This is a genomic window from Microcoleus sp. B7-D4 (assembly GCF_036705125.1).
GTDB lineage: Bacteria > Cyanobacteriota > Cyanobacteriia > Cyanobacteriales > Microcoleaceae > Microcoleus.
In genome coordinates, this window is the sequence record NZ_JAUBTT010000085.1 from 24,974 (window position 1) to 37,519 (window position 12,546).

Sequence of the window (12,546 nt, forward strand, 5' to 3'; positions counted from 1 at the left end):
TTAAGAAGGGGGGAAAAAGAGCGTCAAAGTCCCCCTTCTTAAGGGGGATTTAGGGGGATCTAATTTCGGCTATAAACGAGAGATACAAAGGATTTGAAACTTAAATAGACACTAAGGGTTCATGCCGTGTCCGTACAAATAAAATGTGCAATTAACTAGATTCACCATTACCAATTCCCAATTTTATATTCCATGTGCTCTGCTGTTTGTTCAGCTTGTGCTCTACCCAAAAGTTTGCCGACAACGTGCAAAGACATATCAATTCCCGCAGCAATTCCCCCAGAAGTGATGATTTTGCCATTATCTACAAATCGCTGATTTTCGATAATAGTTGTGTTGGGCGCTAATTTTTTCAATAAATCCAATGCCTGATGGTGGGTAGTTGCTTCCAAACCTTCCAACAAACCAGCTTTTGCCAAAAGCAGCGAACCCGTACAGACAGAAAGCACTAATTCTGCTGTTTGCGAACAATCTTTTATCCAGTTAATAACTGCTGAATTATCGATTAACTTTCTTGTACCTTGTCCTCCCGGTACAATTAAAATATCCGGTGGCGGACAATCGGAAATCGTGCAGTGGGGATTTACACTCAAACCATTACGGGCGTTGACAGCACCGGAATGTTCGGCTACGGTAGAGACTGCAAAAGGTCGCTCGCCCTTACTTAATTCTGATGTCACCGAAAACACTTCAAAAGGCCCGGCAAAGTCCAGTACCTCGACATCATCGAACATTAAAATAGCTACGTTCCTAGTTGCCATAAGACCTACTTCTGATAGAGGCAAAAAATCTCGGCGATTTGTTATCGTAGAACTGGTATAATTTAAATTATTAAAGCTATGCCGAAAAAGATTCGCCATCGCGCCCTAACATTCTGTCTTTTATGTCTGGCTTGCGCCTTAGCAATTGCTGTTGCGCCAATTGTCACGCCCGCTCAATCCACAACTCAATTAGAGTTTCGCATTACTCAATTAGAAAGGCAAATTTCTGAACTCAGGGGACAAATCTACAGCTTGCAGAACCAAGGTTCTAGAGTTAACAGGCCTCAGTCTCCTTCCGGTTCTGGTCGGACAAATCCTCGAACGCTGTCGGGAGACCCGATGTTTGACAATTTAGCAACTTTGGCAATTGAAACTAAGCAAGATGTTATTAAAATTCAAGAGCGATTGTCAAAGCTAGAAGCGTCGAGAAATCGGTAGAGAAGGAAGAAGGAAGGCACGACACGGATTTTGACACGGATACACGGATGAATTATTGAGCAAAAGTCGGGAGTCAGAAGGAAGAGGGAAGAGGGAAGAAGTCAGTAGTCATTAGTTAGAAGAATGAAGTCATATTCTCGCCAACTCAAAACTCTCTGCCTCTCCCCCTCTCCTTCTCTCCTATTCTCCGACGTTGAGGTCGAGAACAGCAGGGTCTGCTAAAAGTTAACTTGCAGAACTATTCAATGATATGGAAATAAAAGGCTGCAACCACAAAATTGATGGCTAACAACAACAGAAACCAGCCTGCGCGAAATGTGTAAGGGAATTTGCCCGTTTTCATCACGGAGTCGGATTTTAATTGGTTCTTCGCTATCTCTGGCATAGGTAAAGCTCCTAATTGATAATGTCACTCTCTTTACAAATAGCAGAGAGCGTCGCACTTATGCACAATCCTCTAGAGTTATTTTTTTTGACACTGATACTTTTAATTCAGACAATCCCCGACAATCGGCGAAAATCTTCAGATAGCACACTCATCAGATACGTCTGAGAGTATGGTGGTATCCCACAAAGCTTTAAGGAAAATCCCTAAAGCGCTACTCAAACTGGGTGTTTTCTAACCACAGTTGGGGGCTTGAAAAATTTTAGAGCCACCTAACTTTTATGGCTCTCACCGTATTTTGCACAAATTTTGGAGGTGTATTCTTCACTGGTTTTGACCAACCTCGAACCGCAAGGATTACAGAGATGCTCTCAAGCGAAAGCTTGAGAGAAGTGAGAGAAAGTCCAAGTCATCATTACTGATGGTTTTATGCAGGCTACTTCAGTCTACACCAATTGTCATGAGTATTATCTAAAAGTCTAGGAAAATATCATCCTAGCAATTGCTCCCCTGCCTGAAGGCGAGGGGATTCTTGGTTCTGCGACCTACCTTAAAACTATCTATCCTTGCGGCAGTGTTTAAACCTGGTATCCGTTCAAAAGAACCAAATATCGAGCTTAATTTAGATAGCCTCGCGAGGGTTTGTCTCCCCAAGCTTTCGAGAATTGCTTCTCTTGTTTCTGTGTGCCCCACAGTACATTTTAGACAGTACATTTTAGAAATAAAAAGTTTAGTCTCTGATTTTGGCTTACATTAGTTAGCCCAGCGATGTTTTTCGTGGTTTTCGCTACCCACTAACCATTATTGTTTTCCGACCCGTCGTTTGAGCGTGGTGTCTCATGTGTATCGGCGGTTATTCTACCTGTAGTCTAGTTATTGTACTCTACAATGAACACAATGCAAGAAAGTTCAAGAAAACAATTAACAAAAGTTGATAATTAATTAAAGCCGTCCTAGAAGGACGGGGCTTTATACCCAATTTCTTGGTAACAAGTTTATACCGAGTTGAATTCAAATTAGTTTCAATCGCTCTCTCCGGCGTGGTAGGAACTGCGGACGAGAGGCCCCGATCGCACGCGCTCAAACCCCATCTCCCGCGCGATCGACCCGAAGCGGTCAAATTCGGTCGGCGTCCAGTATTTACGCACTGGGAGGTGCTCTAGAGATGGTCTCATGTATTGACCGAGGGTGAGCCGATCGCACTTGGCGTCCCGCAAATCTGTCATCGCTTCGACTATCTCGGCTTCGGTTTCCCCGTGCCCCAACATCAAACCGGATTTTGTGGGAATAGTAGGGTCATATTGCTTAACAATACGCAGAACGTCGATCGAGCGATCGTACTTCGCCCCCCTCCGCACCGGCCCTTGCAACCGACGCACCGTCTCAATATTGTGGTTGTAACAAGCGGGTTTAGCCTCCACCACCGTGCGAATTCGCTGTCGCTGCAACTCATCAAGGCCGGAATTCTCCCCGTCGGGTGCGGGCACGGGGAGGGCGGGCACGGGGAGGGCGGGCACGGGGAGGGCGGGCACGGGGAGGGCGGGCACGGGGAGGGCGGGCACGGGGGCACCGCCCCTACCTGTTCCCCCCCAAAAATCCGGCGTCAGTACCTCAACTTCAGTATGCGGGTTAAGGATGCGGATTTGGGCGATCGTCCTGGCAAACCAACCCGCACCCCCATCCGGCAAATCATCCCTCGCCACCGAAGTCAGCACCGCATAGCGCAAACCCAACAACTGCACAGCCTCCGCCACCTTTTGCGGTTCCTCCGGGTCTAGCGGCATCGGAGAATGACCTTTATCTACTTGACAAAAAGCACAAGCGCGGGTGCAAGTCGGCCCCATCAACAAAAAAGTCGCCGTTTTTTGCGCGTAGCACTCGCCCCGGTTGGGACATCTCCCCTCCTCACAAATCGTGTGAATTTGCCGCTGTTTGATAATTTTTTGCACTTGGGAAAGTTCGCTAGCTTTGCCAACGGGCCTACGCAACCACTCCGGCATCGCCTCGATTTCACCCCGCATTTGGGCGGCAACTGCTTTGACAGTAGGAGTTTTAGGAGTTTGGGGGGACATAAAATTAAGTGGCGATTGAGTTAATTCCTTCGATCGTATCCGAAATCAAAGCCCCTGAACTTGTAGGAGTACCACCCGAAATCAGGATCGCGCCGAGGTGCAACAAAACTAAACTCGCCCAGAATTATGGGTAGAATTCTGTTAGGGATATACTGAAGGTTGCAAATCATCACTCATTCATTACTGAAGGAGTCAGTCGTGGCTGGTCAAAAAATCTTGGTAATCGATGACAGTAAAGTCATCCGCGTCCGAGTCCGAGAGATGTTGCCGCAGGGTAACTTTGAAGTTCTAGAAGCAAAAGACGGCGAAGAGGGACTCAAACTGATCCGTCAAGCCCGTCCAAATCTAATTATGTTAGATTTCCTACTGCCCAAAGTCAGCGGTTGGGAAGTGTATCAAAAAGTGCAAGCCCATCCTGAGCTTTCTAAGATACCTTTGGTGATCATGTCGGGCCGCGAAGAAGAGGTGATGGAAAAAATTCCGAAACCCTTTGAGAAGCATTTTTTTGCATTTATCGCCAAACCGTTTGAGAAGAAGCAGCTAACCGAGGCGATCAAATCGGCGATGGTACTGGCCAAAAAGAAACCAGTGCCGGAAGCCCCAGCCGCCGCCGCTGCACCCACTTCGGGAGGGGGCGCCGCCGAAATTGAGGCGATGACTGTGAAAATGGCGAAAATGCAAGCGGAAATTGATGCACTCAAAAAACAAATGACTCAGGTGATTACAATCATCAAGCAGAAATTGAAATAATTCTGCTGTTTTTTGAAGGCACTTATGTAGAAGGAAACTTCCACACCGTGAAACTTTCCGTTGAGTCTCAAGGGCTGCGATTTTATCGGCATTTTTTTGCCAAATTGTTTGAGCAAGTGCGATCGCCAATAGCCTGCAACTGGTTTCTCAAAATCCCAGTGAGAAAATCAATTAAAAGTTAAAAATAAAACAAGGGAGGAAATTAATTATTAATTTATATTAGGATTTTTAATGGGAGCATCTCATATGTGTAAAAACACTTCTTCTGGCTCCTTTCTTCTTCCTCTTTGCTCCTGCCTCCTGCCTCCTGCCTCCTGCCTCGGGCCTCAAAACTCCAATTTCTAGCTGGGCTGCTTTCATTGAGATGCTCCCTTTTTAATTCCCGCTCGTTCCACACTCAATTATCAACTCCTCAGTCTCATTTTTTTGGTTAATGACTAACGACTATTCCGATTTTTTGCCTCAACTGCGTGCCTCAACAGAGCAATTATTGAAAAGATTAGACTGCTTCGATCGAGCGCAGGTATTAGCGATCGGAGATTTGACCTTGGACGAGTTTCTTACCGGACAAGTAGAGCGAATTTCCCGCGAAGCACCTGTGTTGATTTTGCGCTACGAAAATACTCAGCAAGTACCCGGAGGTGGCGCAAATGCTGTCTATAATTTAGCCAAACTGGGAGGCAAAGTAAAAGTTGCTGGTTTGGTGGGAAAAGACGACCAGGGAAAGGCTTTGTGCGGTATTTTTGAGGCGGCGGGAATTGATACGGGTGGGATTTTAATCGATTCGCAGCGTCCAACAGTCACCAAAACTCGAATTTCCGGGCACGCGCGGCAGTCGGTGACTCAGCAAATTGTCCGAGTCGATCGCAAATCGGACGAGTTGCCGGATTTAGATTTGCAGTTGCAATTGGCAGACTACATCCGGCAGCAAATACCAACAGTAGATGCCGTGGTTTGTTCCGACTACGGCGACGGAGTATTGACAAATTTGGCGATCGAATCGGCAGTGGTTCCCGGCAAAACAATTGTAGACGCTCAAATAAATTTGCAGCGATATTCTGGAGCAATGCTGTTTACTCCGAACTTGCCAGAAGCCGAGCAAGCCGTCGGATATGCTATCAAAAACCCTCACACTTTAATGCAAGCAGGACGCGATTTATTGAACTTAACTCAAGCTCAAAAAATCCTGATTACTCGCGGCGAAGAAGGGATGACTTTGTTTGAAAGGGCCAACGGCCAAGAAATCAAAAATTCACCTTCTCCAACATCGAATTGTGAAAAGGGGGAATTTGCCATTCAAAGTTGGGACATTCCCCCTTTTAACAAGACTGATGTATTCGACGTAACCGGTGCTGGAGATACAGTTGTAGCAGCAATGACTTTAGCTTTGTGCGTCGGTGCATCGGGTTGGGAAGCGGCAGTTTTGGGCAATTTGGCGGCTAGTATTGTCGTGCGTCAATTCGGTACGGCGACAACAACGGTAGAGGAGATGAAAGAAGCTTTGCTATCGCTCCTGAATCTGGAATAAAGCCAAAACATAAACCTGCTGGCGATCGATCGAGCATCTATCAGCACTTGAGTTTTTAATCCTGTTTTACTTCAGGCAAATACCCTGGCATTGAGTTAATCTAGTTTATATATAAATTAGTTTAAAAACTTATGGCTGAGACTTCAGGCTATTACGTTCGCGCTGCGAAACTTGCAGAAGTCGAGACAAAGGGCAGTTTGTTAGTGAATTTGGAAAAACACACGATCGCCCTTTTTTACTCAAACGATCGGGTATACGCGATCGACAACCGCTGTCCCCACATGGGTTTTCCCCTCAACGGCAGCACTTGCAAAGATGGCATAGTCACCTGTCCTTGGCACTACGCCCGCTTTGATGTCGCCAGCGGCGGTACTTTTGACTCTTGGGCCGACGACGTGCGATCGTTCCCAGCGGAAATTCGCGACGGGGAAGTTTGGGTAAATTTAGCACAACAGCTTGACCCTTACGCCCACCAGCGCCAGCGACTTCAAGATGGGTTAGAACAAGGAATTTCTCTAGTCATCGCCAAGTCAGTGATTGCCTTGCTAGATCAGGGGGCAACTGCCAGCGAACCTTTCCAAATCGGATTAGAATTTGGCACCCGCTACAACAAATCGGGATGGGATACGGGTTTATCGATCCACACCTGCTTGATGAATATACTGCCTTATCTAGATCCAGAAGACCGAGCCCCCGCCCTCTATCAGGGACTTTCGGCAGTGGCCCGCGATAGTGCAGGCGCACCTCCTCACTTTGCGGTTCACCCCTTGCCTAATTCTGAGGTTGATGCAGAGACACTCAAAAGCTGGTTCCGGCAATTTATTGAAATCAGAGACAGTGAAGCGGCGGAACGATGTTTGTTGACAGCAGTACGCGCGCCTCTTGAACGAGAACAAATTGCTGATATGCTGTTTGCTGCCGCTACTGACCACCGCTACATTGATGTCGGTCACAGCCTCGACTTTATTAACAAGGCGTTAGAAGCCCTGGATGCAGTGAATTGGGAAGGGGCAGAAACTGTTTTCGCGAGTTTGGTGGCTGGTTTGGCGAATGCGGCGCGCATGGAAGAGTCGAGTTCTTGGCGCTACCCTGTGGATGTGGTGGCAATTTTAGAGTCAGCAATGGCGCAGTTGCCTGCAGCTTTAGAAATGGGCCGATCGCACCGGGGCAATTGGTTGGGAAGAGAACAGTTAATTCCGATGTTGTTGGGCGAAGATGTATTGGCGATCGTCGATGCACTTTTAACTGCCTTGAAAGAAGGTTGTAGCGAAGACGAATTAGCCAGTGCAGTCACTTATGCTGCTGCCCTCCGCGTAGCCCGGTTTAATACGAATAACGACCACAGCGACTGGAATTCAGCGCACCATCCCTTTACCTTTGCGAATGCGGTGCATCAAGGATTGCGACGATCGCCTTCAGTAGAGTTGCTGCGGGGAGTTTTCGATGCAGCGATCGGCGTATATCTCAACCGTTTCTTAAATGTACCGCCTGCGCGACTTCCCGAACCAACAGATGTAGTTGAGAATCCAGAGGAATTGCTCAAACAACTGCCAGACTTGTTGGACAGACAGCAACAGGTGAATCAAGTCGGTAAATTAGTTGCCAAATACTTATATAGCGGTGGCAAATCGGAACGGTTGATGGCAGTTTTAGGAAAACTGATGCTGCGGGAAAATCGGGATTTCCACGTTATTCAGCAGGTAGAAGTGGCATTTCGCCAGTATGCTTTATTAGAGAATGCGGGCGATCGCATTGTGGTATTAGTAGCGGCGGCAAGGTATTTAGCCGCCCATGCCCCGACAGTGCGATCGCAAGCACAAACTTATCAAATGGCCGATCGATTGCACCGGGGCGATCGCTTATTTGAGGAGTCACCGGAAGTATAGCTTCTCGTCATAACTCACATCTTGCACCAATATCAATAATCCTTTTTTGGGCGGGATCTCCTGCCCACTCCACAAGAAAACTCATTGAGCAGAACCCTACATTCCCATCAGGTTGATTCACTGGGTGTGGGATGTAGGGTGTGGGATCCCACGCGTAAATAAAGTGCAAGCCGCTATACAGTTCGTGGCGTCTGGGATTAAAATAAGGAGGCTCTTATGTTTCGTTTAGACAGGGATTCCAACCCCGTCTAAACGAGTGCTCCCAAATCTCCAGATTTGGAAGGGGTTTTAAACCCTTACTGCTTTTAGTCGTGGGCAGAGGACGGAAGCATTTCTCCTGCCTCCTGTCCTCTGCCTTCAGGAGATAAAATGAAACCCGAATTCAATTTTTTTCAGCATTGGTATCCTCTTTCGCCAGTCGAAGATTTAGATCCCAAGCAACCAACATCTGTGACACTTCTGGGACTGCGTTTAGTCATCTGGAAACCAAAATCATCTGAAACTTTCCAAGTGTTTTTAGATCGATGTCCGCATCGGCTTGCTCCCCTAAGTGAGGGTCGCATTGATGACGAAACAGGGAATTTAATGTGTAGCTATCATGGTTGGCAATTCGATCGGCAAGGAATTTGTACTCATATTCCCCAAGCGGAAAATCCAGAACTTGTAAGCAAGAATAAAGAAAATCTGTGTGCTGTAGCACTACCAGTTCGTCAGCAACAGGATTTACTCTGGATTTGGCCAGATGCAAAATCAAGCGAACAAGCTGCAAATACACCCTTACCTTTATCACCGCAAATAGATGCAACTAAAGGCTTTGTTTGGTCTTCTTTTGTACGAGATTTAGAATATGACTGGCAAACTCTTGTGGAAAATGTGGCAGATCCGAGTCATGTTCCTTTTTCTCATCACGGCGTGCAGGGCGATCGCAAACAAGCAAGACCGCTCCCGATAAAAATTGTGCAATCAACACCCAATTTGATTGAAGCGACTATAGGAACAGATGTACAAAGAACAATCACTTTTGAACCACCTTGTCGCTTGGAGTATGCGTTCAGTTTTAACGATGGCAGCAAACAGTTTGGACTTATCACCTACTGTATACCTGTATCTCCCGGTAAGTCCAGAATTGTCGCTTCTTTTACCCGTAACTTTGGCAAAACACTCCATCATCTCACACCCCGTTGGTGGGATCACATCAGCAATCGCAATCTGGTTCTTGATGGAGATATGGTTCTTCTACAGCAGCAAGAATATTTTCTCCAACAAACACAATCTACCCAAAGCTGGAAAACTGCCTATAAGCTACCTACAAGTGCAGACCGTTTAGTAATAGAGTTTAGGAATTGGTTTGATCGCTATTGTCACGGACAACTACCTTGGAGCGAAGTTGGAATCAATGTTCCACCAACACGGAATATCAATAGCGATCGCGAACCAATCCTCGATCGCTACAAACAACACACCCAACATTGTCGTAGCTGTCGAGAAGCACTTTTGATTGTGCAACGCTTGCAAGCAGTGCTTTTAATCTACTTTGCTATTACTGTTTGCGCTGTTGCTCTCCTTCCCGATAGATTGCAACTGACTCTGGGTTTACCCTTAATTGTGACAGCACTATTAGGTTTAGGAGCTTACGCTTGGCTGATATTCTGGCTTCGTCCGAGATTTTACTTTGTGGACTACATCCATGCGGACAGATAGAGGCGTTCATGCTTGGAAAAAGTATTAGCTTGCTTATTTTGTTAGATAAAGTTATCACTAGATTAGCGGGTTCTCCTGAACTTGCGGTGATATTTTTATCTAATTAGAAAAGCAAGCTAATACGCTTCTCGAAAATTATCAAAGTTTGAAAAGCCATATCCTTGTCGCATAATTAACTTAATTCGATTATTTATTCCTGATATCACTCTACTTGTTGTGCGATTAAGAAAGTAATTACAAATCCCTTCAAAATAATTAACAATTGTCTAAGTTGATTCTTGGAAAAATATTTGCACATAATTCAGCCAATCCTTGAACTCTGTATGAGCTATTTTGACGCTCATCTTGGTCTCAATACGGTTCAGATAAGAATAATCTGATTTCCTTTCACAAGTCTGGAACTCTGATAAATGCGTGAAATGAAATTCGTCTGAAAGCCCTAACTGAACCGTATTGAGTCATAAGGCACTTCTTCAGTAAATAATTGCCCCGATCATTTCTTGGAAATTATCCCCTTGTCATCAATTTTCAAATCTGTCTTGGGAAAATCGCTCTTGGTCAAACGGTCAATCAACCCCACAGTCCTAAAATTGTTATCAACAGTCGGCACACCTCGCCCGTCAAGTTGGATGGGGATAATCTTACCAGAAACAAAATCCCCTTGCGGAGTCATTTTCACATCCAAAATTAGAGATTTACCGAGTGCTCCGGCTGTGGACAAAGTGCGATAACCCAAAAAATTGCCCAGGGAATAAGCAATCAATTTCCCTTTATAAAGTTCCATCGCTCTGGGAACGTGCGGGCCATGTCCCAAAATCAAATCTGCTCCCGCATCAATCATCGTCCGCGAAAACAAAACCATATTTCCCCGGTTTTCTCCGTAAAAGAACTCAGTTTTATTTCTCACATTGATAGCTCCCGTTCCTTCAGCTCCAGCATGAACTGATATCACTACAATATCAGCCTTTTCCTTAGCTTTTTTGACAACTTCTGCTCCCGCTTTCAGTTCCAGCAAGGAATTGTGAACGTCGCCGTAGTTGCTGAAACCGATAAAGGCAAAATTCACACCCTTGACATTTTTATAAACAATTTGATCTCTTTTGCCAACAGCCTTCATGCCGTTGCTGTCGATGTTTTTAATCGTGTCCTTAAATCCCTGCTCGTTAAAATCGTAAGAGTGATTGTTGGCAATACTCAAAATATCAAAACCAACATCTTTGAAAATTTTGGCATAACTCGGAGGCGTCCGAAAGGCAAACAGCATTCGTCCGCCGCCTGCTTTGGAACTGTAAGGATAATCGGTCATCGTGCTTTCAAAATTGCCAAACAGAATATCAGCTCCTTGGAGGTACGGTTTTACGGACGCCAATAACATCTCTTTTTTTGCCGGCAGTTTGTTGTAGGGATAATTTGTGCCGGGGATCATGTCACCAACTGCTTTGATGCTGACAGTGGCGGGCACAATGGCAGGTTTTTTGGCAGCCGGGGAGGGCGATTTTGCAGCGGGAAGGGGTTTGGCTGCGGCTGCTGGTGCGGGTGTCGAGCTCACTTCTTGTACCGCAGGCTTTGACGTTAGAGGGTTATTAGTAGCGGTGGGTGAGGATTTGTAAAGTTGAGAAGCCAGCACAAAGCCGGATATCGGTACGAGAATTAGACTCAGAACACCGACTGACAGCCCAGATTTTTTAGTTTTAGTGCCTGCTAATTCTGGCTGCGGTGATGGCTTTTGCTGCCTTTGATGTGGGGGTTTTGGAGTTGGGATTTTAGGGGGTTGGGGCGGAGATTGTTCTGGTGTTTGAGTGGGCGCAGTGGTGACATTTTGAGGTTTTTCTAGCTTGGGCAAAGTCACAGGAATGGGAGAAGCGGGTAAACTAGCGGCTACTGCTGCACTGGCAGCTACTGCGGCATTCACGGCAACTAACGGACTCACGGGTTCGGAAGTCAAGCGTTTTTTTAATTCTACCGTCTGAGTCCAAGCGGGCAATTGCTCGCCGTCGCGCCGCCCGTAAACTGTCACTGAGTAAAGGTTATTTGGTTGCAGCCGCTGCAACCCTTTGACTGCGACTCGGAGACAGGCTTCTTCTGCGGGTAAATGTTCTGCTTCCAGCAGCAGGTGCAGGCTGTCATTTTCCCGGCTGGCTTTAGCCGTGACGCCGAAGCTTTGGAGTGCTTGGCCGATCAGAAATGCGATCGCCCTGGCATCGCCTTCTTTTGCTAAATTTAAAATATCTTGTTGGCTCACAAACGCCTCTACTCTCACACTAGAAATTTAGCTCGATCTTATATCAAATTTGGCGGCACAGCATTAAATACCGATTGATTTAACTTAAGTAAGTGGGTACAAATAAACAAAACGTTGGCAGAGGACGCCTGCGTGAAAGGGTCTACTCGCTCTCACTACAGATCCTAACTAAATCCGACCCTGCTTTTACAAGATAGTATGATTTTTGGCGCTTGCTAGCTGACTACAATATTTCCTAACGGTTATCTTAGTCGATCGCCCAAACACTTCTATCCGGCATAATTGCCCCCTTCAAATTAACATCCGTCAAATCAGCGCTCTCTTTGTTACAGCATTTTGGGTAAATAAAACGGGTTTGTGAGCGTCGAGAGTGCGTCCTGGAATGTACTGAAAATAGGCGGTTTAGCAGCGAAGAATTAACGAAAAAACCGAGTTTATCGTTACGAGTGCCAATGCCCCTGTCCCACTTCCGCCCAAATTCACACAAAAACGATCTACCCGCAGGCTCGGAAGCTTGTTAAAATTTTGGTCAAGCCACGCTATTGGTGAGAAATAGACGGCTAGCCACAATCGTCTGCTAACGCCCCCGCAATGCTGCGCTGCGGGGCCTGCACTGCACACTGCACGTAGGTGAGATTAGCTGCAATCAACTTTCGGGATGCCGCTGCTAAAGTCGCGGCCGCCGATGTAGTTGTTCGTTTGAAACTAAATAGGGCTTGCTGAATATATCGGTCGCACTTGACGTGGCATGGGTTAAGAACTGGTGCGATGCAAGTCAGGTGC

11 protein-coding genes are annotated in these 12,546 nt (G+C 46.3%); 5 read left to right on the forward strand and 6 right to left on the reverse strand.

Going from position 1 to position 12,546, the window contains the following annotated elements:
- Positions 1–167: 167 nt before the first annotated feature.
- On the reverse strand, positions 168–761 hold the full coding sequence (locus tag QUB12_RS28025) for a DJ-1/PfpI family protein (protein ID WP_333146259.1): 594 nt from the start codon (positions 759–761) through the stop codon (positions 168–170).
- A gap of 78 nt (positions 762–839) precedes the next feature.
- On the opposite strand from QUB12_RS28025, the gene QUB12_RS28030 reads away from it, so the two are divergent.
- The gene (locus QUB12_RS28030; protein WP_333309371.1) at positions 840–1,199 is read left to right on the forward strand and encodes a hypothetical protein; all 360 of its coding nucleotides are present in this window, start codon (positions 840–842) and stop codon (positions 1,197–1,199) included.
- 238 nt (positions 1,200–1,437) lie between these two features.
- Here the strand turns inward: QUB12_RS28030 and QUB12_RS28035 are convergent, their stop codons facing one another.
- Both QUB12_RS28035 and QUB12_RS28040 read right to left on the reverse strand, forming a co-directional pair.
- Complete coding sequence (locus tag QUB12_RS28035; protein WP_333146255.1) at positions 1,438–1,584, reverse strand: photosystem I protein PsaX; 147 nt, start codon at positions 1,582–1,584, stop codon at positions 1,438–1,440.
- 1,022 nt (positions 1,585–2,606) lie between these two features.
- Entirely contained in the window at positions 2,607–3,656 is a 1,050-nt protein-coding gene (locus QUB12_RS28040) for a lipoyl synthase (protein ID WP_333301008.1), read from the reverse strand.
- A 198-nt stretch (positions 3,657–3,854) separates the two neighbouring features.
- On the opposite strand from QUB12_RS28040, the gene QUB12_RS28045 reads away from it, so the two are divergent.
- The 4 genes from QUB12_RS28045 (at position 3,855) to QUB12_RS28060 (ending at position 9,521) form a co-directional block, all read left to right on the forward strand.
- Complete coding sequence (locus QUB12_RS28045; RefSeq protein WP_333147961.1) at positions 3,855–4,406, forward strand: response regulator; 552 nt, start codon at positions 3,855–3,857, stop codon at positions 4,404–4,406.
- 433 nt (positions 4,407–4,839) lie between these two features.
- Entirely contained in the window at positions 4,840–5,934 is a 1,095-nt protein-coding gene (locus QUB12_RS28050) for a PfkB family carbohydrate kinase (protein WP_333147963.1), read from the forward strand.
- A 131-nt stretch (positions 5,935–6,065) separates the two neighbouring features.
- Positions 6,066–7,820: a Rieske (2Fe-2S) protein gene (locus QUB12_RS28055; protein ID WP_333147966.1), complete on the forward strand. Its 1,755-nt coding sequence runs from the start codon at positions 6,066–6,068 to the stop codon at positions 7,818–7,820.
- Between the two features lie 369 nt (positions 7,821–8,189).
- Positions 8,190–9,521: a Rieske 2Fe-2S domain-containing protein gene (locus QUB12_RS28060; RefSeq protein ID WP_333147968.1), complete on the forward strand. Its 1,332-nt coding sequence runs from the start codon at positions 8,190–8,192 to the stop codon at positions 9,519–9,521.
- Between the two features lie 116 nt (positions 9,522–9,637).
- Here the strand turns inward: QUB12_RS28060 and QUB12_RS28065 are convergent, their stop codons facing one another.
- The 3 genes from QUB12_RS28065 to QUB12_RS28075 form a co-directional block, all read right to left on the reverse strand.
- Positions 9,638–9,727 carry a transposase gene (locus QUB12_RS28065; protein ID WP_333147970.1) on the reverse strand — a complete coding sequence of 30 codons (90 nt, stop codon included), beginning with the start codon at positions 9,725–9,727 and terminating at the stop codon, positions 9,638–9,640.
- 287 nt (positions 9,728–10,014) lie between these two features.
- Complete coding sequence (locus QUB12_RS28070) at positions 10,015–11,763, reverse strand: CapA family protein (protein ID WP_333147973.1); 1,749 nt, start codon at positions 11,761–11,763, stop codon at positions 10,015–10,017.
- 560 nt (positions 11,764–12,323) lie between these two features.
- Positions 12,324–12,546, reverse strand: a 223-nt coding sequence (locus tag QUB12_RS28075; RefSeq protein ID WP_333147975.1) for a hypothetical protein, incomplete at its 5' end; no start/stop codon positions are given.